The sequence below is a fragment of the Streptococcus mitis genome, from assembly GCF_005844455.1.
Taxonomy (GTDB): domain Bacteria; phylum Bacillota; class Bacilli; order Lactobacillales; family Streptococcaceae; genus Streptococcus; species Streptococcus mitis_BF.
Map to the genome: position 1 here is coordinate 1 of NZ_SPGF01000021.1, position 21683 is coordinate 21683.

The following is a 21683-nucleotide window of genomic DNA, read 5'->3' on the forward strand; positions in this document are numbered from 1 at the left end:
CTGTTCATCTTGTTTGACGAACTCAACTTTTTGACCAATGATACTCTGAGTACTCTTATTCAAGTGGGCTTTTATTTGTTTTATCATGGGAAATCCCTCCTTAACTATAAGTTTATCACATAAAAAAGAAACCCAAATACAGAATTGTATTTGAATTTCTTAACTTAATGACATTGCGATTGATTCGTGCTTTTTTCGATTTTGTAAGAAGTAATAGTCGCTCCTTATATCAAAATATAGAAAAGAGGCATTAGTCAAGATAGGTCGATAGTGCTACAATATCCTTAATCAAACTATTTGGAGGTCGCCTTATGACTCGTGATTTTAAATTTGAAACTTTGCAACTACATGCTGGTCAAGTTGTGGATCCAGCTACCAAGTCTCGTGCAGTGCCGATTTATCAAACAACATCCTTCGTTTTTGATGATACGCAGGAAGGTGCCGATTTGTTTGCCTTGAGAAAACCAGGTAATATCTATACTCGTATTACAAATCCTACAACGGCTGCCTTTGAAGAAAGAATCGCTGCTCTTGAAGGTGGTGTTGGAGCGCTAGCAACAGCATCAGGTATGGCAGCAGTGACTTATACGATTTTGGCTCTTGCCCATGCTGGTGACCACATGGTGGCAGCATCAACTATTTACGGTGGGACTTTCAATCTCTTGAAAGAAACCCTTCCTCGTTATGGGATTACAACAACCTTTGTGGATGTGGATAATTTGGAGGAAGTAGAAGCAGCTATCAATGACAATACCAAGCTTGTCTTGATTGAAACCTTGGGTAACCCTTTGATTAACATTCCTGACTTGGAAAAATTGGCAGAGATTGCGCATAAACATCAGATTCCACTTGTTTCTGACAATACCTTTGCCACACCTTACTTGATTAATGTCTTTTCTCACGGTGTAGATATTGCCATTCACTCTGCAACTAAGTTTATCGGTGGGCATGGTACGACTATTGGAGGAGTGATTGTCGATAGTGGTCGTTTTGACTGGGCGGTGTCAGGGAAATTCCCTCAATTTGTTGAGGAAGACCCAAGTTACCACAATTTGAGCTATACTCGTGATGTGGGTGCAGCAGCCTTTATTATCGCTGTTCGTGTCCAATTGCTTCGTGATACTGGTGCTGCCTTGTCGCCATTTAATGCCTTTCTCTTGCTACAAGGACTTGAAACACTTTCTCTTCGTGTGGAGCGCCATGTGCAAAATGCTGAGAAAATTGTTGATTTTCTTGTCAACCATCCTAAGGTAGAAAAAGTAAACTATCCAAAACTAGCAGACAGTCCTTACCATGCCTTGGCTGAGAAATATTTGCCAAAAGGTGTGGGTTCAATCTTTACCTTCCATGTCAAAGGTGGGGAGGCAGAAGCCCGCAAGGTAATTGATAATCTGGAAATCTTCTCAGACCTTGCAAACGTGGCAGATGCCAAATCTCTTGTTGTCCATCCAGCCACAACCACTCACGGTCAATTGTCAGACAAAGACCTAGAAGCAGCAGGTGTTACACCAAACCAAATCCGTTTGTCTATTGGTCTTGAAAATGTAGAGGATTTGATTGAAGATTTACGCTTGGCCTTGGAAAAAATTTAAAGTAAAAGAAGATAAACAGTGGGTTTTGACTCACTGTTTTTTGATTTTCCCTCAGGCATGATATAATGGTTACAGAAGTCTAGAAAGAGGAACGATATGAACGAAATCAAATGCCCTAACTGTGGGGAAGTTTTTACAGTAAATGAAAGTCAGTATGCCGAACTCTTGTCTCAAGTGAGAACGGCAGAGTTTGATAAGGAACTGCACGATCGGATGAAGCAGGAACTGGCCTTGGCAGAGCAAAAGGCTATGAATGAGCAACAGTCTAAACTAGCTCAAAAAGACCAAGAAATCGCGCAACTGCAGAGTCAAATCCAAAACTTTGATACAGAGAAAGAGTTGGCCAAGAAAGAGGTTGAACAGACCAGCCACCAGGCCTTATTAGCAAAGGACAAGGAAGTACAGGCCTTGGAAAACCAATTGGCCACCTTGCGTTTGGAACATGAAAATCAACTACAAAAGACCCTTTCTGATCTAGAAAAAGAACGGGACCAGGTCAAAAATCAGCTCCTCTTGCAAGAAAAGGAAAATGAGTTATCTTTGGCTTCTGTTAAACAAAACTATGAAGCCCAGCTTAAAGCAGCTAGTGAACAAGTCGAATTTTACAAGAATTTCAAGGCTCAACAATCTACAAAAGCGATTGGAGAAAGCCTAGAACAGTATGCAGAGAGTGAGTTTAACAAGGTCCGCAGTTTTGCCTTTCCAAATGCTTACTTTGAGAAGGATAACAAGGTCTCTGCGCGTGGTTCCAAAGGGGACTTTATCTTCCGAGATAGTGATGAAAATGGAGTGGAAATCATTTCTATCATGTTTGAGATGAAAAATGAAGCAGATGGGACAGAGAAGAAGCACAAGAACGCGGATTTCTACAAGGAATTAGACAAGGACCGTCGTGAAAAGAACTGCGAATATGCCGTGTTGGTGACTATGTTAGAAGCAGATAACGATTATTTTAACACAGGGATTGTTGACGTCAGCCACGAGTATGAAAAGATGTATGTGGTTCGCCCTCAATTCTTTATCCAGTTGATTGGTCTCTTACGTAATGCTGCGCTTAATTCTTTGAAATACAAGCAAGAGTTGGCACTTGTCCGTGAACAAAACATTGATATCACTCATTTTGAAGAAGATTTGGATGCCTTTAAACTAGCCTTTGCCAAGAACTACAACTCTGCTTCAACCAATTTTGGTAAAGCTATTGATGAAATAGACAAGGCCATCAAACGCATGGAAGAGGTTAAGAAATTCCTGACAACATCTGAGAATCAACTTCGCCTTGCAAACAATAAATTGGAAGATGTTTCCGTCAAAAAATTAACTCGAAAAAATCAAACTATGAAAGCGAAGTTTGAAGCATTGAAGGGGGAGTAGAAAGCAAGAATGAACGGTATTATTAACTTAAAAAAAGAAGCGGGGATGACCTCGCATGATGCGGTTTTCAAACTGCGTAAGATTTTGGGAACCAAGAAAATCGGTCATGGTGGGACCTTGGATCCGGATGTAGTGGGTGTTTTGCCCATTGCGGTTGGCAAGGCGACCCGTATGGTAGAGTTTATGCAGGATGAGGGCAAGGTCTATGAGGGGGAGATTACTCTCGGATATTCAACAACGACTGAGGATGCCAGTGGAGAAGTGGTCGCAGAGACCCCTGTTTTGTCGCCCTTGGATGAAAAGCTTGTCGATGAAGCGATTGCGAGTCTGACCGGACCTATTACCCAGATTCCACCTATGTACTCGGCGGTCAAGGTCAATGGTCGCAAGCTCTATGAGTATGCGCGTGCTGGTCAGGAGGTGGAACGTCCAGAACGTCAGGTGACCATTTATCAGTTTGAGCGAACAAGTCCGATTTCTTATGATGGCGAACTTGCATACTTTACTTTTTATGTGAAATGCAGTAAGGGAACTTACATCCGTACCTTGTCTGTTGACTTGGGAGAAAAATTGGGTTATGCGGCCCATATGTCTCACTTAACACGTACAAGTGCTGCAGGTTTGCAACTGGAGGATGCTCTTACCTTGGAAGAAATTGCTGCAAAGGTGGAGGCTGGGCAATTAGACTTTCTCCATCCTCTAGAGATTGGGACAGGGGACCTTGTCAAAGTTTTCCTAAGTCCAGAAGAGGCTACAGAAGTGCGGTTTGGTCGTTTTATTGAGTTAGAACAAACAGACAAAGAATTAGCTGCCTTTGAAGGAGATAAATTGCTAGCCATTCTTGAAAAACGGGACAATCTCTACAAGCCAAGGAAGGTTTTTAGCTAGTCTAACTGAGGTGTAGGGAGTGTTGTTTTCCCTAGACTATCCAAATCAGACTATAAATTTTGTAAAAAATGTGATAGAATAGACGACGGATAAAAAAACGGAGGATAGCATGCAAAATAGACCAATCATTATCGGAGTGACAGGTGGTTCTGGTGGAGGTAAGACCAGTGTTTCAAGAGCCATTTTGTCGCATTTTCCTGATGAAAAGATTTCCATGATTGAGCACGATTCATACTACAAGGATCAGTCTCATTTGACCTTTGAAGAGCGTGTCAAAACCAACTACGACCATCCATTTGCCTTTGATACAGATTTGATGATTGAGCAGATTAAGGAACTGTTGGCAGGACGTCCGGTGGACATCCCGACTTATGACTATACAGCGCATACACGAAGCAGCAAGACCTATCGTCAGGAGCCTCAGAATGTCTTTATCGTTGAGGGGATTTTGGTCTTGGAGGACAAGCGTCTGCGTGATTTGATGGATATCAAGATTTTTGTAGATACGGATGATGATGTGCGCATTATTCGTCGTATCAAGCGTGATATGGAGGAGCGTGGCCGTAGCCTTGATAGCGTTATTGACCAGTACTTAGGTGTGGTCAAACCCATGTATCATCAGTTTATCGAGCCGACCAAGCGCTATGCGGATATCGTCATTCCTGAGGGAGTCAGCAATACAGTTGCTATCGACCTTTTGACCACCAAGATTGCAAAGATCTTGGAAGAAGCACGAAACAGCAAATAATCAGATGTGGAGGCCTTGCCTCCTTTTTCTATTTTTCCCTCATAATGGTACATAAATGGAGATTTTTAGGCATATTTTTGGTATAATAATACCCATGAAAGAGCAAGGAAATGAGTAGTAGGTGGAGATGGAAAAGTATTTATCGGTAACAACTTTGACCAAGTATCTGAAAATGAAATTCGATAAAGACCCTTACTTGGAACGGGTCTATTTAACTGGTCAAGTTTCCAACTTTCGTAAACGACCTACTCACCAATATTTTTCCCTAAAGGATGACCATGCAGTCATTCAAGCGACCATCTGGTCTGGGATTTATCAGAAATTAGGCTTCGACCTAGAAGAAGGAATGAAAATCAATGTGATTGGGCGTGTGCAGATCTATGAACCAAGTGGTAGTTATTCCATCATCATTGAAAAGGCTGAGCCTGATGGGGTTGGGGCGCTTGCGATTCAGTTTGAACAACTCAAGAAAAAATTGACAGAAGAAGGCCTGTTTCAAGAACGGTTCAAGCAAGCTCTGCCCCAATTTTCTAAGAGAATTGGTGTGGTGACAAGTCGTAGTGGAGCCGTTATTCGAGATATTATCACGACCGTCAGCAGGCGCTTTCCAGGTGTCGATATTCTTCTCTATCCGACCAAGGTGCAAGGTGAGGGGTCTGCGGAGGAAATTGCTCGAAATATTGCGCGTGCTAATCAACAGGACGATTTGGACTTGCTGATTATTGGTCGTGGTGGTGGTTCCATCGAGGATCTCTGGGCTTTTAACGAAGAGATCGTGGTACGGGCTATTTTTGAATCCCGTTTGCCAGTTATCTCCAGTGTTGGTCATGAGACGGATGTGACCTTGGCGGATTTTGTGGCAGATAGACGAGCTGCAACGCCAACAGCTGCAGCTGAACTAGCAACACCTGTGACCAAGTTGGATGTATTGGCTCATTTGCAAAATCAAGAAAAACGGATGGCAACAGCAGTCCGAAATGTTCTAGCTAAGAAACAAGAATCTTTAAAAAAATGCAGTCAGTCAGTCATCTTTAGACAGCCAGAGCGCTTGTATGATGGTTATTTGCAACGATTGGACCAATTGCAACTGCGATTAAAACAAAGTTTACGTACACGGATTTCTGATAACAAACAAGTCGTCCAAGCAAGGACGCATCGTCTGGTCCAATTATCACCTGTGACCAAAATCCAACGCTATCAAGACCGCCTAGGTCAGTTGGATAAGCTCTTACGTAGCCAAATGGCGTTGGTTTATGATGCCAAAGTTGCTGAAGTGAAGCGACTTTCAGAAGCCTTACTGATGTTGGATACCAGTCGTATCGTGGCGCGTGGCTATGCTATTGTCAAAAAAGAAGAGTCCGTGGTTGATTCGGTTGAGAGTTTGAAGAAAAAAGACCAAGTGACGCTTTTGATGCGAGATGGTCAAGTAGAATTAGAGGTTAAAGATGTCAAAACAAAAGAAATTTGAGGAAAACCTGGCAGAACTGGAGAATATTGTCCAAAGTTTGGAAAATGGTGAAATAGCTCTAGAAGATGCGATTGCTGCCTTTCAAAAGGGCATGGTCTTGTCCAAAGAGCTCCAAGCGACGCTGGACAAGGCTGAAAAGACCTTGGTCAAGGTCATGCAAGAAGATGGAACAGAAAGTGATTTTGAATGAAGAAGCAAGAAAAATTAGCTCTTGTTGAGTCAGCCTTGGAAGACTTTTATGGAGACCAGCAGTTTGCCTCTAGTTTGCGAGAGTCTGTTCTCTATTCCATTCATGCTGGTGGCAAGCGTATTCGGCCTTTTCTCTTGTTAGAAGTTTTAGAAGCCTTGCAGGTCGCTATTAAACCTGCACACGCGCAGGTGGCAGCTTCCTTGGAAATGATTCATACAGGTAGCTTGATTCACGATGATCTTCCAGCTATGGATGATGATGATTACCGTCGAGGGCGTTTAACCAATCATAAGAAATTTGGCGAAGCGATGGCGATTTTGGCTGGAGATGCCTTATTCCTAGATCCCTATGCCTTGATAGCACAGGCAGATTTGCCAAGTCAGATTAAGGTTGACTTGATTGCCAACTTATCCCTTGCTTCAGGAAGTCTGGGAATGGTGGCAGGGCAGGTTCTGGATATGGAGGGCGAACATCAGCATTTATCTTTGGAAGAACTTCAGACCATTCATGCTAATAAAACAGGGAAGTTACTAGCCTATCCCTTCCAAGCAGCTGCTATTATAGCTGAATTGGCACCTGAAATACAGGTAAAACTGAAAACTGTTGGCGAATTGATTGGGCTGGCCTTTCAAGTTCGAGATGATGTGTTGGATGTGACAGCTAGTTTTGAAGAAATCGGCAAGACTCCACAAAAGGACTTGCAGGCAGAAAAGTCAACCTATCCAGCCTTGTTGGGCTTGGAAGAGGCTATTGCCTTTTGTAACCAAACTCTGGATCAAGCTAATGCCAAATTGGAAGAAATTGCCCAGCAAATTCCCTTTGAAACAGAATCGATTGTAAATGTAGTAGAAAGTTTGAGAATCAATGGCTAAAGAAAGAGTGGATGTACTAGCTTATAAACAGGGCTTGTTTGAGACGCGAGAACAGGCCAAGCGCGGCGTCATGGCTGGACTAGTAGTAGCAGTCCTGAATGGAGAACGGTTTGACAAGCCAGGAGAGAAAATCTCAGACGACACCGAGCTAAAACTCAAGGGTGAAAAGCTCAAGTATGTCAGTCGTGGTGGCTTGAAATTAGAAAAGGCCTTGCAGGCCTTTGATTTGTCAGTGCAAGGAGCTACAACGATTGATATTGGCGCCTCTACTGGAGGTTTTACCGATGTCATGTTGCAAAATGGTGCTGAGTTAGTCTTTGCAGTTGATGTTGGTACCAATCAATTGGCTTGGAAACTACGCCAAGACCCACGGGTTGTTAGCATGGAGCAGTTCAATTTCCGCTATGCAGAGAAGACTGATTTTGAAAAGGAACCGAGCTTTGCCAGTATTGATGTGAGTTTTATTTCCCTCAGTCTGATTTTGCCTGCCTTGCACCGAGTGTTAGCTGATCAAGGCCAGGTTGTGGCTCTAGTTAAGCCCCAGTTTGAGGCAGGACGTGAGCAAATTAGGAAAAATGGAATTATTCGAGATGCCAAGGTTCACCAAAATGTCCTTGAATCTGTCACAGCTATGGCAGTAGAGGAAGGCTTTTCAGTCCTTGGTTTGGACTTTTCTCCCATCCAAGGTGGTCATGGCAATATTGAGTTTTTAGCGTATTTGAAAAAAGAAGAGTCAGCAAGCAATCAGGTTCTTGCTGAGATTGAAGAAGTAGTAGAGAGGGCGCATAGTCAATTTAAAAATGAATAAAAAAGAGAGACTTGAAAAAATTAGACGATTTGTGACAGATTATCAAATCGGTACGCAAGAAGAAATCGTAGAACATTTGAAAGAGGCGGGCATCACTGCAACTCAAGCGACGGTATCACGAGATATCAAAGAACTAGGTATTGTCAAGATTCCTTTGAGAGACAACACCTATGTTTATGAATTGCCAAAATCAATCGTAAAAAGTTTGCAACTGGCTGAAGACAATATTGAGTCTGCAGACTTGATGGACAAGATGATCAATCTCCAGGTTATTCCAGGAAATACGGCTTTTGTAAAGGCTCAGTTAATCGAGACTTTTGCGGACAAGATTTTCAGCTGTTTGGCTGATGATAGCTCGATTTTAGTCATTGCCAGAAGTGAAAGTCTAGCTGAGGAAATCTTTGAACAAGTAAAAAATTGGTAGGTCTATATGTTACTTGAAATTTCGATAAAAAACTTTGCCATTATTGAGGCTATTTCCCTCAATTTTGAGAAAGGTATGACTGTCCTGACAGGTGAAACGGGTGCAGGGAAGTCGATTATCATTGATGCCATGAATATGATGTTGGGAGCTCGTGCGACGACAGATGTTATTCGTCATGGTGCACCAAAGGCAGAGATTGAGGGGCTTTTCTCAGTTGAGAATAGTCGCCTTTTGCAGGAAATTTTCGATGAGCAAGGTTTAGAATTGGGTGATGAGATTATCATCCGTCGAGAAATTCTACAAAATGGTCGGAGTATCAGCCGTGTGAATGGCCAGATGGTCAATCTGTCTGTCTTGCGTGCCATTGGGCAACATCTGGTAGATATTCATGGCCAGCATGACCAAGAGGAGTTAATGCGCCCTCAGCTGCACATCCAGATGCTGGATGAATTTGGCGATGTAACTTTTTGGGACTTGAAAGAAACCTATCAAACTAGTTTTGATGCTTATCGAAAAATGCGCAAGCAGGTTCTGGAAGTCAAGAAAAACCAACAGGAACATAAGGCTCGTATTGAAATGTTGGAATTTCAAATGGCAGAAATTGAGGCAGCAAACTTGCAAGCTGGAGAAGACCTGGCTCTCAATCAAGAGCGAGATAAACTCCTCAACCATAAAAATATTGCGGATACACTGACCAATGCCTACAGCATGTTGGATAATGAAGATTTTTCTAGTCTGGCCAATGTTCGTTCAGCCATGAATGACATGGAAAGTGTTGAAGAGTATGACCCTGAATACCGTGAAATTTCAAGCTCTCTATCTGAGACTTACTATGTCTTAGAAGATATTAGCAAACGTTTGGAAGCTATTATTGAGGACCTTGATTTTGATGGCAATCGCCTCATGCAGGTTGAGAATCGTTTGGATCTTCTTCATACCATTACTCGTAAGTATGGTGGAACTGTGGATGATGTCTTGCTTTATTTTGCCAAAATTACAGAAGAATACAATCTCTTGACAGGAAATAACCTCTCATCTGAAGACATGGAAGCAGAACTTAAGAAATTAGAAGTTAACCTTGTCGACTTGGCAGGTCAACTTGCATCTGCTCGTCATGATTTGGCCCAGCAGCTCGAAGCAGAAATTAAACAAGAACTGCAAGACCTTTATATGGAAAAAGCCCAGTTTCAGGTTCGTTTTAGCAAGGGCAAATTCAGCCGTGAGGGCAATGAAATGATCGAATTTTACATTTCAACCAACCCTGGTGAAGACTTTAAACCCTTGGTCAAGGTTGCGTCTGGTGGGGAATTATCTCGTCTCATGCTAGCCATTAAATCTGCCTTTTCACGTAAAGAAGGCAAGACTAGCATTGTCTTTGATGAGGTGGATACGGGAGTGTCAGGCCGTGTAGCTCAAGCTATTGCACAGAAGATTCACAAGATTGGTCAGCATGGTCAGGTACTGGCTATTTCCCATTTGCCACAAGTGATTTCGATTGCAGATTATCAATTCTTTATTGAGAAGATTAGCAATGACCATTCAACAGTTTCGACTGTTCGTCTCTTGACGGTTGAAGAGCGAGTGGAGGAAGTTGCCAAGATGCTGGCAGGTGATGATGTGACGGAAGCTGCCCTGACACAAGCCAGAGAATTGTTGAGAAACAGGGAGAAATAAATGACAGACTATTATGTAATTGGAGATGTTCATGGAAAAGCTGGGATGCTGGAAGACCTTCTCAAAACATGGGATGGTCAGCCCCAGTTGCTCTTTCTAGGGGATTTGATTGACCGAGGTGAGGATAGTCGCCGTGTTCTTGAGATGGTTAAGGACTTGGTTGATAATCAAGGGGCAATCTGTTTGTCAGGTAACCACGAGTATATGTTTTTGACTTGGCTCGATGACCCAGAAGAAAGTTATGACCATTATCGTCGCAATGGCGGAGATACAACTATTAACTCTATCCTAGGTCGTCCCTTGGATGCACCAGTTGATGGAGTAGAAGATGCCAAGCGTGTTGCTACTGAAGCGGCAGATTTGGTCGAATTTATTCGTCAAATGCCATTTGTGGTAGAGACAGACAAGTGTATCTTTGTTCACGCAGGTATTGATTTGACCTTGGATGACTGGCATGAAACAACAGATTATAAAAAAGTCTGGCTTAGAAAACCATTCCACGAAGCCGAAAATCATACTGGAAAAACCATTGTCTTCGGTCATACACCGGTCTATGGCTTGTTAAAGCAAGAGCGTGGTACTGCTGAGCTTTGGACGACAGAAGATGGTAAGATTGGTATGGATGGAGGAGCTGTCTATGGTGGTGTTCTTCATGGGATTGTCTTTACAGACCAAGGAATGACAGAACACCACTTTATCGAAAATGATGGCTTTGTCGCTGAAGATTAGTACTCCTAGCAGGGTATGGTCTTGTCAAAATATCAAAAACAATTTATAATAAATAGATACCCTGAAAGGAAGAGAATCATGAACTTAGAAGAATTGAAAAAACGACAGGAGAAGATCCGTAACTTCTCTATTATCGCCCATATTGACCATGGGAAATCGACTCTAGCAGACCGCATTTTGGAAAAGACAGAGACGGTTTCTAGTCGTGAAATGCAGGCTCAGCTTTTGGACAGTATGGATTTAGAGCGAGAACGTGGGATTACCATTAAACTCAATGCCATCGAGCTCAATTATACTGCAAAAGATGGTGAAACCTATATTTTCCACTTGATTGATACGCCGGGGCACGTAGACTTTACCTATGAAGTTTCGCGTTCACTCGCTGCCTGTGAGGGAGCGATTTTGGTAGTTGATGCTGCTCAAGGGATTGAGGCTCAAACACTTGCCAACGTTTATCTGGCCTTGGACAATGATTTGGAAATCATGCCAGTCATTAATAAAATTGACCTGCCAGCAGCGGATCCTGAGCGCGTGCGTACAGAGATTGAGGATGTCATTGGTTTGGATGCCAGCGAAGCAGTCCTAGCATCAGCTAAAGCTGGTATTGGTATCGAAGAAATTCTCGAGCAAATCGTAGAAAAAGTGCCAGCTCCAACAGGTGATGTGACGGCGCCACTTAAGGCCTTGATTTTCGACTCTGTTTACGATGCTTACCGTGGGGTTATCCTCCAAGTTCGTGTCATGGACGGAGTTGTTAAACCTGGTGATAAGATTCAGCTCATGAGTAATGGCAAGACCTTTGATGTTACCGAAGTCGGTATTTTCACACCAAAAGCAGTTGGTCGTGATTTCCTTGCGACTGGTGACGTTGGTTATATTGCGGCTTCTATTAAGACGGTTCAGGACACTCGTGTGGGTGATACCGTTACCTTGGCAACCAATCCTGCGGAGGAGCCCTTACATGGTTACAAGCAGATGAATCCTATGGTCTTTGCGGGTCTCTACCCAATCGAGTCAAACAAGTATAATGACCTTCGTGAAGCACTTGAAAAATTGCAACTGAATGATGCCAGCTTGCAGTTTGAACCAGAAACATCTCAGGCACTTGGATTTGGTTTCCGTTGTGGTTTCCTTGGACTTCTTCATATGGATGTTATCCAAGAACGTTTGGAGCGTGAGTTCAATATTGACCTCATTATGACAGCTCCGTCTGTTATTTACAAGGTTAATTTGACTGACGGGGAGTCTATGGATGTCTCTAACCCGTCTGAGTTCCCAGACCCAACCAAGATTGCGACTATTGAAGAGCCTTATGTTAAAGCTCAAATCATGGTACCGCAGGAGTTTGTTGGAGCAGTGATGGAGCTGGCTCAGCGCAAGCGTGGGGACTTTGTGACTATGGACTATATTGATGACAATCGTGTTAATGTCATCTATCAAATTCCTCTTGCTGAAATCGTCTTTGACTTCTTTGATAAGCTCAAGTCTTCAACACGTGGTTATGCAAGCTTTGACTACGAATTGTCAGAGTACCGTCCATCTAAGCTGGTGAAAATGGATATCCTTCTCAATGGAGACAAGGTTGATGCCCTCAGCTTTATCGTTCACAAGGATTTTGCTTACGAACGTGGGAAACTCATCGTTGATAAGCTCAAGAAAATCATCCCTCGTCAACAATTTGAGGTGCCAATTCAAGCAGCAATTGGACACAAGATTGTGGCTCGTACTGATATCAAGGCCCTTCGTAAGAACGTACTTGCCAAGTGTTACGGTGGTGATGTTTCTCGTAAACGCAAACTCCTTGAAAAACAAAAAGCTGGTAAGAAGCGTATGAAAGCCATCGGATCAGTAGAAGTCCCACAAGAAGCCTTCCTCAGCGTCTTGAGCATGGATGAAGAGTAAGTTGTTTAATTGTATTTCCTTCTTCATAGGAAATTTATATAAGAATCAATAGTAAAGCAGGCTTAAATGGTCTGCTTTTTTTAATTTCTAGAACAGAAAAAGTGTTTGAGGTGTTTGTTTATGTGTTTGTTTTTTAACAACAAACCACAAAAACAACAAAAATATAAAAAAAGAGACAAAAAACAACATAAAATCGTTGACAACGGTTTCATATGGTGTTGTACTTATAGCATAAAGTTAATGGAAAGAAGGGAAAACCTTATGGGATTAGATCATTTCTTTGACAAAAACCTTGTGTTTTGCTTAGAAGCGGATAATCAAGAACATCTCTTTGATCAGGTTTCGACTTTATTGGAAGAACGAGAAATCGTGACTCCAACCTATCGTGAAGCCTTGATCACGCGTGAAAAGTCATTTCCAACTGGCCTAGATATGGAATTTTTGGGTAAGGATTTGCCGAATGTGGCTATTCCTCATACAGATATTGTTCATAATCTAGCTGAAAAAGTTGTGGTCGTTCGATTAGAAAAACCAGTGACTTTCCACAATATGATTGCGCCAGATAAGGAAGTAGAAGTATCCTTGCTCTTCTTTATCATTAATAACTCAAGTTCAAGTCAAACAAACATTCTTGCTCAGCTGATGGATTTCTTTACAGGGAAGGATCATCTAGAAGATTTATCAAAAATTTCTGAACCAGAAAAACTTTATGCTTATATTGCTGAAGCAACAGCTTAATCTTGTCTATTAAAATATAAAATCGGAGGAAATCCAAATGATTAAAATTCTTGCTGCCTGCGGTGCAGGTGTTAACTCAAGTCACCAAATTAAAAGTGCTCTAGAAGAAGAACTCTCAAATCGTGGTTATGACGTTCACTGTGATGCAGTCATGGTCAAAGATGTAAACGAAGACCTTATCAAGGGCTACGATATCTTTACTCCAATCGCTGCAACTGATCTTGGTTTTGAACCAGGTATTCCAGTTATCGAAGCTGGACCAATCTTATTCCGTATCCCAGCTATGAGTGCTCCAGTATATGATAATATTGAAGCAGCTATCAAAGAACACGGATTAAGCTAATTATCAATTTGTTAACATTCATAAATAAAAAAGGGAGGAACTGTTATGGATGCAATCTTTGACCTAATCAAAAAGGTCTTTACACCCGTCTTAGATATGGGTGGTCCTGTCATCATGTTGATCATTCTGACAGTATTGGCACTACTTTTTGGAGTGAAATTCTCCAAAGCGCTTGAAGGTGGTATCAAACTTGCCATCGCTCTTACTGGTATCGGTGCTATCATAGGTATGCTAAACACTGCTTTCTCAGCGTCACTTGCAAAATTCGTTGAAAATACTGGTATTCAATTGAGTATTACCGACGTTGGTTGGGCACCACTTGCTACCATCACTTGGGGTTCTGCTTGGACACTTTACTTCTTGCTCATCATGTTGATTGTCAACATAGTGATGCTTGCTATGAAAAAAACTGATACACTTGATGTTGATATCTTCGATATCTGGCACTTGTCTATCACAGGTCTTTTGATTAAATGGTATGCAGACAACAACGGTGTGAGCCAAGGGGTTTCACTATTGATTGCTACAGCAGCTATTGTACTTGTTGGGGTTCTTAAAATCATCAACTCTGACTTGATGAAACCTACATTTGATGACCTTCTTAATGCACCAAGTTCATCTCCAATGACTTCAACTCACATGAACTACATGATGAACCCAGTTATCATGGCTTTGGATAAGATTTTTGAAAAATTCTTCCCAGGTCTTGATAAATATGACTTTGATGCTGCAAAATTGAACAAGAAAATCGGTTTCTGGGGATCTAAATTCTTCATCGGTTTCATTCTTGGTATCGTTATCGGTATTATGGGAACTCCACATCCAATTGCAGGTGTTGCCGATGCAGATAAATGGCGTCTCGTTATCAAAGGTTGGTTGTCTCTTGGTTTGACTGCCGGTGTCTGCTTGGAGCTCTTCTCACTTATCGGATCTTGGTTCATTGCAGCCGTAGAACCACTTTCACAAGGTATTACAAACGTTGCTACTAAACGTCTTCAAGGACGTAAATTTAACATCGGTCTTGACTGGCCTTTCATCGCTGGTCGTGCTGAAATCTGGGCTTGTGCCAACGTACTTGCTCCAATCATGCTAGTAGAAGCTGTACTTCTTTCTAAAGTCGGAAATGGTATCTTGCCACTTGCAGGTATCATCGCAATGGGTGTAACTCCAGCTCTCTTGGTTGTTACTCGTGGTAAATTGCTCCGTATGATCATTTTCGGAACTCTCTTGTTGCCACTCTTCCTTCTTTCAGGTACACTTATTGCACCATTTGCAACTGAGCTTGCTAAAGGTGTGGGTGCCTTCCCAGAAGGTGTGAGTCAAACTCAATTGATTACTCACTCAACTCTTGAAGGACCAATCGAAAAACTTCTTGGTTGGGCAATTGGTAATGCCACAACAGGTGATATTAAAGCAATCCTTGGAGCAGTAGTCTTCCTTGTATTCTATGTAGGTATCTTTGCTTGGTATAGAAAACAAATGATTAAACGTAATGAAGAATACGCAGCAAATGCTAAATAATTCGCTCCTATAAAATGTAAATTGTGAAAACTAGGTTGTCAGTTTCCTAATGTGGAGTGACAGCCTAGTTTTTTATAAACTATCAAGAAATCGGAGAAAATAATGGTAATTGTAATAAAATCAGAGCAATTGACGGTCCAATTTAAAACTTTTGGTGGTGCCTTGTCGTCGATCAAGGATCGAGATGGCGTTGAGTACTTGTGGCAAGGAGATGCCACCTATTGGAGTGGGCAAGCTCCAGTACTTTTCCCAATCTGTGGCTCTTTAAGAGAAGATACAGCCTTATACAGTTATGCAGATGGAACGGAGACGAAAGGAAACATTCCTCGTCATGGTTTGGTCCGTAAAAAAGAATTTGAATTAGTTGAACAAACAGAAAACAGTATAACCTTTGCTATCGAATATGATGAGAATAGCTATCAGAACTACCCTTATCATTTCCGCCTAGAAATCACTTATAGTCTTACTGGCAAGACAGTGAGGACTCAATACAAGATTTTCAATAAAGAAACTAGCAAGGTCATGCCTTACTTTATCGGTGGCCATCCAGGCTTTAATTGTCCCTTACTGGATGATGAAGTCTATGAAGATTACTATTTAGAGTTTGAGAAAGAAGAGACTTGCTCTGTTCCACGTCCTTTCCCAGAAACGGGGATGTTGGATTTCCAAGATAGAAGTCCATGGCTAGAAGGACAAAAAGAATTAGACCTCAGCTATGATCTTTTCAGTACAGCTGCAGTTACCTTAGATGAATTACAATCTAGAACAATTGCCCTTCGTTCTCGTAAATATGATAAAGGGTTGAAAGTGAACTTTGCAGAGTTCTCAAATCTCATTATCTGGTCAACTTTGAATAAAGGTCCTTTCATTGCTTTTGAACCATGGTCTGGCTTGTCAACATCTCTTGAAGAAGGAGATCATCTAGAAGATAAGAAGAATGTTCGTCTCCTAGAACCTGGTCAAGTAGATCAAATTGGTTTTGATATCGAAATCTTTTAGATTAAAAAAATAAAACACAAAAACAAACATTAACTGTTGACTTTTTTTGTAGATAGGAGTATATTATGTTTGTAAGCAACAAATGATGTTTGCGGCAAACAAATAATCACTTGTTATATTCTCTCTGGAAGAAAGATTATTTCTAGGAAACTGATTTCCTAAACTTGAATAAGGTGTCATTCATCTCATTCAATCCAATTTGTCAATAAACTGCTAGAAAGCTTTTTGTAGCTAAACTGCTCACTATAAAAGGTTTTACTAGCCTAGAAAAATAAAAAGGAGTATACAATATGTCTATTGTTATCGGTGCAGATGCTGCAGGTTTGAGATTGAAAGAAGTTGTGAAAGACTTCTTGGAAAAAGAAAACTTCCACGTTGTGGATGTTACAGCTGAAGGTCAAGACTTCGTTGATGTAACTCTTGCAGTTGCTGAAGAAGTTAAAAAAGAAGAACAAAACCTTGGTATTGTCATTGATGCTTATGGTGCTGGTCCATTTATGGTTGCTACTAAAATCAAGGGAATGGTTGCTGCAGAAGTATCTGACGAACGTTCAGCTTATATGACTCGTGGTCACAACAACTCACGTATGATTACTATGGGTGCTCAACTCGTTGGTGACGAATTGGCTAAGAACATCGCTAAAGGCTTTGTAAATGGCAAGTATGACGGCGGTCGTCATCAAATCAGGGTCGACATGTTGAACAAAATGTGCTAATACTCTTCAAAAATCAAGATAATCTGTTGTCAGCTCACTTTAGCTAACCTCAGTTATGCTTGCAGCTCGCTTCCTAAGCTAATCTTGATTTTTATTGAGTAAGGATAAATGATATTAGATTTATATAATTAATCGGAGGGAATAACTAATGAGAATTGCAATTGGATGTGACCACATCGTAACAGATGAAAAAATGGCGGTTTCAGAATTTTTGAAATCAAAAGGATATGAAGTCATCGACTTTGGTACCTATGACCACACACGTACTCACTACCCAATCTTTGGTAAAAAAGTTGGTGAAGCAGTAGTTAGTGGCCAAGCTGATCTAGGTGTATGTATCTGTGGTACTGGTGTAGGTATCAATAACGCTGTTAACAAAGTTCCAGGTGTTCGTTCTGCTTTGGTTCGTGATATGACAACAGCTCTTTACGCTAAAGAACAATTGAATGCCAACGTTATCGGATTTGGTGGTAAAATCACTGGTGAATTGCTTATGTGCGATATCATTGAAGCTTTCATCAACGCTGAATACAAACCATCTGAAGAAAATAAAAAATTGATTGCTAAAATCCAACACGTTGAAACTCATAACGATCATCAAACAGATGCCAACTTCTTTACAGAGTTCCTTGAAAAATGGGATCGCGGTGAATACCACGACTAAGAGGTGACTTATGATTTTAACAGTCACAATGAACCCATCCATCGATATTTCCTATCCCTTGGATGAGTTGAAGATTGATACTGTCAATCGTGTGGTGGATGTAACCAAAACGGCTGGTGGTAAGGGACTCAATGTTACCCGAGTACTTTCAGAATTTGGTGATTCTGTTCTTGCTACTGGTTTAGTGGGTGGCAAACTTGGTGAGTTTTTAGTTGAAAATATCGATGATAACGTTAAGAAAGATTTCTTCTCTATTCAGGGAGAAACTCGTAACTGTATCGCTATTCTCCACGGAGACAACCAAACAGAAGTTCTTGAAAAAGGTCCTGAAGTTCAAGAAAAAGAAGGTCAAGATTTCTTGGCTCATTTCAAGGAACTTTTAGAGACTGTAGAGGTAGTAGCCATTTCAGGTAGTCTACCAGCAGGACTTCCTATTGATTACTATGCGAGCTTGGTAGAACTTGCTAATCAAGCTGGTAAACCTGTAGTTTTGGACTGCTCAGGTGCAACTCTTCAGGCTGTTCTTGAATCATCACATAAACCAACAGTCATCAAACCAAATAATGAGGAATTGTCTCAGCTTCTAGGAAGAGAAGTTTCTGAGGTTTTGGATGAATTAAAAGAGGTTCTTCAAGAACCACTATTTGATGGAATTGAGTGGATTATCGTTTCTTTAGGTGCTAACGGAGCATTCGCTAAACACGGTAACACTTTCTACAAAGTAGATATTCCAAGAATTAAAGTAGTAAATCCAGTCGGTTCTGGAGATTCTACTGTTGCAGGTATTGCTTCAGGTCTTTTCCATAAAGAATCTGATCAAGAATTGCTGACTAAGGCAAATGTCCTTGGTATGCTCAATGCTCAAGAAAAAATGACAGGTCATGTCAATATGGCTAACTATCAAGGCCTATATGACCAACTAGTAGTGAAAGAGGTATAAAATGGTTTTAACAGAAAATAAACGTGCATGTTTGGAAAAACTCTCAGACGAAAATGGTATCATCTCAGCTCTTGCTTTTGACCAACGTGGTGCTTTGAAACGCCTTATGGCTCAATACCAAACAGAAGAGCCTACAGTAGCTCAAATGGAAGAACTTAAAGTATTAGTTGCGGATGAATTGACTAAATACGCTTCATCAATGCTTCTTGACCCTGAATATGGTCTTCCAGCAACAAAAGCTCTTGCTCCAAATGCAGGTCTGCTCCTTGCTTATGAAAAAACTGGATACGACACAACAAGCACAAAACGTTTGCCAGACTGCTTGGATGTTTGGTCTGCAAAACGTATCAAAGAACAAGGTGCAGATGCTGTTAAGTTCTTGCTTTACTATGACGTAGATAGCTCTGACGAACTTAACCAACAAAAACAAGCCTACATTGAACGTATTGGCTCTGAGTGTGTGGCTGAAGATATTCCATTCTTCCTTGAAATCTTGGCTTACGATGAAAAGATTGCTGATGCAGGTTCTGCAGAATACGCTAAAGTAAAACCACACAAAGTTATCGGTGCCATGAAAGTCTTCTCAGACCCACGTTTCAACATCGATGTCTTGAAAGTAGAAGTTCCAGTTAACGTGAAATACGTTGAAGGTTTTGGTGATGGCGAAATCGTTCATACACGTGAAGAAGCAGCTGCTTTCTTCAAAGCACAAGACGAAGCTACTAACCTTCCTTACATCTACTTGAGTGCAGGTGTATCTGCTAAGCTCTTCCAAGAAACCCTTGTCTTTGCCCACGAATCAGGCGCAAACTTCAACGGAGTTCTTTGCGGCCGTGCAACTTGGGCTGGCTCCGTTGAAGCTTACATCAAAGATGGAGAAGCAGCAGCTCGCGAATGGTTGCGTACAACTGGATTTGAGAACATTGACGAACTCAACAAGGTTCTTAAAACAACAGCAACTTCATGGACCGAACGTGTCTAAATTTCCCCCCCCTTTATGTCCTAAAACCTAGCTAAAAAAATTTTAAAAAAGCTGTATATGTAAAGGTTTACAAAATAGCTTACTTGTGCTATACTTAAATCACAAGTTAATATGAATTAGAAAGTAACTATATGAAGTATAATAAAAATAAGGTATAGTTTATTTTACGAGCTAGGAAGGAAAAATACGGAAACAATATTGCCAGAATAAACTATATTTGGATGCACATTTCAATTCGTTGTTTTATAAAAGGAGAAGATAAATGGCTACTAAAAAGAGTTTTAAAGCGTTAGTTGTAGGATTAGGTATTGTTTCAATATTCTCATCAGCCTTACCTATGGTTAGTCATTCTGTATTTGCAGATAGTGCCCTAACTACAGTAGATAAAGCAAATGATATTGTTTTGAATGTTGATGGGAATAAATTTTATAATGTTTCGGTTTCAGAAGATATTGTAAATGCTGGTCAAATTTTGGAAGATTATTTTTATGTAGATAAATTTGGAAATATAAATTTAAAAGGTACTCCTGAAGAGTTAGCAAAAAATATTGGTATTTCTGTACAAGAAGCAAGTTTGATGTATGAAGCTGTAACAGAGTTGCCCAACGTTTACGAAAGAGGTCCTGTAGGTTTTCGTTTCAATCTTGGTCCTCAAGTGAGGGGGATGGGTGGCTGGGCTGCTGGAGCTTTCGCTACTGGATATGCTGGATGGTATTTAAAACAATTTGCGGTTAATCCTGTTACGGCTGGGTTTGTTGCTGTAATAAGTGGTGCGATTGGCTGGGCTGTAAAAACTGCTGTAGAAAATTATTGGACAGTTGCTGTAGCTACAGTAGAAGTGCCGTTTGTGGACCTTGTTTACACCATAGATTTACCTTAAAGGTTATTTCTTTATGAATAGTTCTTTTAAAAAAATAACTGTATTTTGTTTTATAGTTTCTTGTGTTCTTTGTTTATTAGACTTAATGAATTTTAAAAATGTAGCTACTTTTTTATTTTTCTGTCTTCCTGTTTTTGTTTTGATTTACAAAAAAAAATAAAAATAGAGCCTCTGTTTGATGAATTTTAGAACATAGTTAAGTTTAAAAAAAGTTGTATGTAAAGGTTTACAAAATAACTTACTTGTGCTATACTTAAATCAAAAGTTAATACAAGGTGAGTGTTACTAAGTAATATTAGGCATGATCACAGGTGAATTAGAAATCGGCTGATTTTCTAGTTCATTTGTGGTCATTTTTTGTACTAATATACCTTTAAGATATAAAAGGAGGTTGACATGTATCGAATTTTAAATCCAATGAATCACAATGTCTCGCTTGTCAGAAATGATAAAGGAGAAGAGGTGATTGTAATTGGTAAGGGGATTACATTTGGAAAGAAGAAGGGGGATTTGATTGCTGAACATCAGGTTGAGAAAATCTTTCGGATGAAGACCGAAGAGTCCAGAGAAAACTTTATGGCTCTTCTCAAAGATGTTCCTCTTGATTTTATCACAGTGACCTATGAAATCATTGATAAATTATCAAAGAAATATCATTATCCGATTCAAGAGTATCTCTACGTAACCTTGACAGATCATATTTACTGTTCTTACCAAGCTCTAGCACAAGGAAGGTACAAGGATAGTAATCTGCCAGATATTTCCACTAAGTATCCTGTCGCTTTTCAAATCGCAAAGGAAGCATTTGAAATTTACCGCCAGAAGCTAGCAGATCATTTTCCTGAGGACGAAATTATTCGGATTGCTTATCATTTCATTAATGCCGAAGGTGAAAATGAAGTGGAACTTGTGGAGTCGATTGATAAGAGGAAAGAAATTCTCAGGAATGTTGAAGAAGTGCTAAAGGGTTATGCAATTCAACGAACCAAAGAGAATAATCATTTCTATGATCGCTTTATGATACATTTGAATTATTTCTTGGATTATTTAGACAGATCCAGAGATGATAACCAATCACTTCTGGATATGGAAGAGCATATAAAGAATACCTATCCAGAAGCATTCGAGATTGGTAGCAAAATTTATGAAGTCATTGCTCAGGAAACTGGTCTTGACCTTTACAAGAGTGAACGAGTTTATCTTGTTCTACACATTCAACGTTTATTGTCATAAC

General features: G+C 40.6%; 22 protein-coding genes. All 22 read left to right on the plus strand.

Going from position 1 to position 21683, the window contains the following annotated elements; all coding sequences use genetic code 11:
* Positions 1 to 311 precede the first annotated feature (311 nt).
* Positions 312 to 1592 (plus strand): O-acetylhomoserine aminocarboxypropyltransferase/cysteine synthase family protein, encoded by a 1281-nt coding sequence (locus tag FGQ53_RS05355; protein ID WP_138336440.1) that lies wholly within the window; start codon positions 312 to 314, stop codon positions 1590 to 1592.
* Between the two features lie 96 nt (positions 1593 to 1688).
* Positions 1689 to 2963, plus strand: coding sequence for a DUF2130 domain-containing protein (locus tag FGQ53_RS05360; RefSeq protein ID WP_138336443.1), 1275 nt, complete (start codon positions 1689 to 1691; stop codon positions 2961 to 2963).
* 9 nt (positions 2964 to 2972) lie between these two features.
* A complete protein-coding gene (gene truB / locus FGQ53_RS05365; protein WP_138336445.1) occupies positions 2973 to 3851 on the plus strand; it encodes a tRNA pseudouridine(55) synthase TruB in 879 nt (292 codons plus the stop codon).
* Between the two features lie 109 nt (positions 3852 to 3960).
* The gene (udk, locus tag FGQ53_RS05370) at positions 3961 to 4599 is read left to right on the plus strand and encodes a uridine kinase (protein WP_138336448.1); all 639 of its coding nucleotides are present in this window, start codon (positions 3961 to 3963) and stop codon (positions 4597 to 4599) included.
* A 127-nt stretch (positions 4600 to 4726) separates the two neighbouring features.
* Positions 4727 to 6067, plus strand: a complete 1341-nt coding sequence (xseA, locus tag FGQ53_RS05375) for an exodeoxyribonuclease VII large subunit (protein WP_138336451.1) — start codon at positions 4727 to 4729, stop codon at positions 6065 to 6067.
* Positions 6045 to 6257, plus strand: coding sequence for an exodeoxyribonuclease VII small subunit (locus FGQ53_RS05380; RefSeq protein ID WP_138336453.1), 213 nt, complete (start codon positions 6045 to 6047; stop codon positions 6255 to 6257). The genes xseA and FGQ53_RS05380 overlap by 23 nt, the downstream gene beginning before the upstream one ends.
* Positions 6254 to 7129 (plus strand): polyprenyl synthetase family protein, encoded by an 876-nt coding sequence (locus FGQ53_RS05385; RefSeq protein ID WP_138336456.1) that lies wholly within the window; start codon positions 6254 to 6256, stop codon positions 7127 to 7129. The genes FGQ53_RS05380 and FGQ53_RS05385 overlap by 4 nt, the downstream gene beginning before the upstream one ends.
* On the plus strand, positions 7122 to 7937 hold the full coding sequence (locus FGQ53_RS05390) for a TlyA family RNA methyltransferase (protein ID WP_138336459.1): 816 nt from the start codon (positions 7122 to 7124) through the stop codon (positions 7935 to 7937). The genes FGQ53_RS05385 and FGQ53_RS05390 overlap by 8 nt, the downstream gene beginning before the upstream one ends.
* Positions 7930 to 8361, plus strand: coding sequence for an arginine repressor (locus FGQ53_RS05395; RefSeq protein ID WP_138336462.1), 432 nt, complete (start codon positions 7930 to 7932; stop codon positions 8359 to 8361). The genes FGQ53_RS05390 and FGQ53_RS05395 overlap by 8 nt, the downstream gene beginning before the upstream one ends.
* Before the next feature lie 6 nt (positions 8362 to 8367).
* A complete protein-coding gene (recN, locus tag FGQ53_RS05400; RefSeq protein WP_138336464.1) occupies positions 8368 to 10035 on the plus strand; it encodes a DNA repair protein RecN in 1668 nt (555 codons plus the stop codon).
* Positions 10036 to 10764 (plus strand): metallophosphoesterase family protein, encoded by a 729-nt coding sequence (locus tag FGQ53_RS05405; RefSeq protein ID WP_138336467.1) that lies wholly within the window; start codon positions 10036 to 10038, stop codon positions 10762 to 10764.
* Positions 10765 to 10842: 78 nt separating this feature from the next.
* Positions 10843 to 12666, plus strand: a complete 1824-nt coding sequence (gene lepA, locus FGQ53_RS05410; RefSeq protein WP_138336470.1) for a translation elongation factor 4 — start codon at positions 10843 to 10845, stop codon at positions 12664 to 12666.
* A 261-nt stretch (positions 12667 to 12927) separates the two neighbouring features.
* Positions 12928 to 13404 (plus strand): PTS sugar transporter subunit IIA, encoded by a 477-nt coding sequence (locus tag FGQ53_RS05415; RefSeq protein ID WP_171019086.1) that lies wholly within the window; start codon positions 12928 to 12930, stop codon positions 13402 to 13404.
* A 37-nt stretch (positions 13405 to 13441) separates the two neighbouring features.
* Positions 13442 to 13747, plus strand: a complete 306-nt coding sequence (locus FGQ53_RS05420) for a PTS sugar transporter subunit IIB (RefSeq protein WP_138336476.1) — start codon at positions 13442 to 13444, stop codon at positions 13745 to 13747.
* Positions 13748 to 13792: 45 nt separating this feature from the next.
* Complete coding sequence (locus FGQ53_RS05425) at positions 13793 to 15268, plus strand: PTS galactitol transporter subunit IIC (RefSeq protein ID WP_138336479.1); 1476 nt, start codon at positions 13793 to 13795, stop codon at positions 15266 to 15268.
* A 102-nt stretch (positions 15269 to 15370) separates the two neighbouring features.
* On the plus strand, positions 15371 to 16267 hold the full coding sequence (locus tag FGQ53_RS05430) for an aldose 1-epimerase family protein (RefSeq protein ID WP_138336482.1): 897 nt from the start codon (positions 15371 to 15373) through the stop codon (positions 16265 to 16267).
* Between the two features lie 290 nt (positions 16268 to 16557).
* On the plus strand, positions 16558 to 16983 hold the full coding sequence (gene lacA / locus FGQ53_RS05435; protein WP_000029280.1) for a galactose-6-phosphate isomerase subunit LacA: 426 nt from the start codon (positions 16558 to 16560) through the stop codon (positions 16981 to 16983).
* Between the two features lie 148 nt (positions 16984 to 17131).
* Entirely contained in the window at positions 17132 to 17647 is a 516-nt protein-coding gene (gene lacB, locus FGQ53_RS05440) for a galactose-6-phosphate isomerase subunit LacB (RefSeq protein ID WP_138336485.1), read from the plus strand.
* 10 nt (positions 17648 to 17657) lie between these two features.
* Positions 17658 to 18587: a tagatose-6-phosphate kinase gene (locus tag FGQ53_RS05445; protein WP_138336488.1), complete on the plus strand. Its 930-nt coding sequence runs from the start codon at positions 17658 to 17660 to the stop codon at positions 18585 to 18587.
* 1 nt (position 18588) lies between these two features.
* Entirely contained in the window at positions 18589 to 19569 is a 981-nt protein-coding gene (gene lacD / locus FGQ53_RS05450) for a tagatose-bisphosphate aldolase (RefSeq protein WP_138336491.1), read from the plus strand.
* Positions 19570 to 19831: 262 nt separating this feature from the next.
* Entirely contained in the window at positions 19832 to 20449 is a 618-nt protein-coding gene (locus tag FGQ53_RS05455) for a hypothetical protein (protein WP_171019087.1), read from the plus strand.
* 396 nt (positions 20450 to 20845) lie between these two features.
* Positions 20846 to 21682: a PRD domain-containing protein gene (locus FGQ53_RS05460; RefSeq protein ID WP_138336494.1), complete on the plus strand. Its 837-nt coding sequence runs from the start codon at positions 20846 to 20848 to the stop codon at positions 21680 to 21682.
* The last annotated feature ends 1 nt before the right edge of the window (position 21683 follow it).

Excerpts from the sequence above, each read along its gene's own strand:
- FGQ53_RS05355 (WP_138336440.1), top strand. The coding sequence starts at position 312 with ATGACTCGTGATTTTAAATTTGAAACTTTGCAACTACATGCTGGTCAA.
- FGQ53_RS05360 (WP_138336443.1), top strand. The coding sequence starts at position 1,689 with ATGAACGAAATCAAATGCCCTAACTGTGGGGAAGTTTTTACAGTAAAT.
- truB (WP_138336445.1), top strand. The coding sequence starts at position 2,973 with ATGAACGGTATTATTAACTTAAAAAAAGAAGCGGGGATGACCTCGCAT.
- udk (WP_138336448.1), top strand. The coding sequence starts at position 3,961 with ATGCAAAATAGACCAATCATTATCGGAGTGACAGGTGGTTCTGGTGGA.
- xseA (WP_138336451.1), top strand. The coding sequence starts at position 4,727 with ATGGAAAAGTATTTATCGGTAACAACTTTGACCAAGTATCTGAAAATG.
- FGQ53_RS05380 (WP_138336453.1), top strand. The coding sequence starts at position 6,045 with ATGTCAAAACAAAAGAAATTTGAGGAAAACCTGGCAGAACTGGAGAAT.
- FGQ53_RS05385 (WP_138336456.1), top strand. The coding sequence starts at position 6,254 with ATGAAGAAGCAAGAAAAATTAGCTCTTGTTGAGTCAGCCTTGGAAGAC.
- FGQ53_RS05390 (WP_138336459.1), top strand. The coding sequence starts at position 7,122 with ATGGCTAAAGAAAGAGTGGATGTACTAGCTTATAAACAGGGCTTGTTT.
- FGQ53_RS05395 (WP_138336462.1), top strand. The coding sequence starts at position 7,930 with ATGAATAAAAAAGAGAGACTTGAAAAAATTAGACGATTTGTGACAGAT.
- recN (WP_138336464.1), top strand. The coding sequence starts at position 8,368 with ATGTTACTTGAAATTTCGATAAAAAACTTTGCCATTATTGAGGCTATT.
- FGQ53_RS05405 (WP_138336467.1), top strand. The coding sequence starts at position 10,036 with ATGACAGACTATTATGTAATTGGAGATGTTCATGGAAAAGCTGGGATG.
- lepA (WP_138336470.1), top strand. The coding sequence starts at position 10,843 with ATGAACTTAGAAGAATTGAAAAAACGACAGGAGAAGATCCGTAACTTC.
- FGQ53_RS05415 (WP_171019086.1), top strand. The coding sequence starts at position 12,928 with ATGGGATTAGATCATTTCTTTGACAAAAACCTTGTGTTTTGCTTAGAA.
- FGQ53_RS05420 (WP_138336476.1), top strand. The coding sequence starts at position 13,442 with ATGATTAAAATTCTTGCTGCCTGCGGTGCAGGTGTTAACTCAAGTCAC.
- FGQ53_RS05425 (WP_138336479.1), top strand. The coding sequence starts at position 13,793 with ATGGATGCAATCTTTGACCTAATCAAAAAGGTCTTTACACCCGTCTTA.
- FGQ53_RS05430 (WP_138336482.1), top strand. The coding sequence starts at position 15,371 with ATGGTAATTGTAATAAAATCAGAGCAATTGACGGTCCAATTTAAAACT.
- lacA (WP_000029280.1), top strand. The coding sequence starts at position 16,558 with ATGTCTATTGTTATCGGTGCAGATGCTGCAGGTTTGAGATTGAAAGAA.
- lacB (WP_138336485.1), top strand. The coding sequence starts at position 17,132 with ATGAGAATTGCAATTGGATGTGACCACATCGTAACAGATGAAAAAATG.
- FGQ53_RS05445 (WP_138336488.1), top strand. The coding sequence starts at position 17,658 with ATGATTTTAACAGTCACAATGAACCCATCCATCGATATTTCCTATCCC.
- lacD (WP_138336491.1), top strand. The coding sequence starts at position 18,589 with ATGGTTTTAACAGAAAATAAACGTGCATGTTTGGAAAAACTCTCAGAC.
- FGQ53_RS05455 (WP_171019087.1), top strand. The coding sequence starts at position 19,832 with ATGGCTACTAAAAAGAGTTTTAAAGCGTTAGTTGTAGGATTAGGTATT.
- FGQ53_RS05460 (WP_138336494.1), top strand. The coding sequence starts at position 20,846 with ATGTATCGAATTTTAAATCCAATGAATCACAATGTCTCGCTTGTCAGA.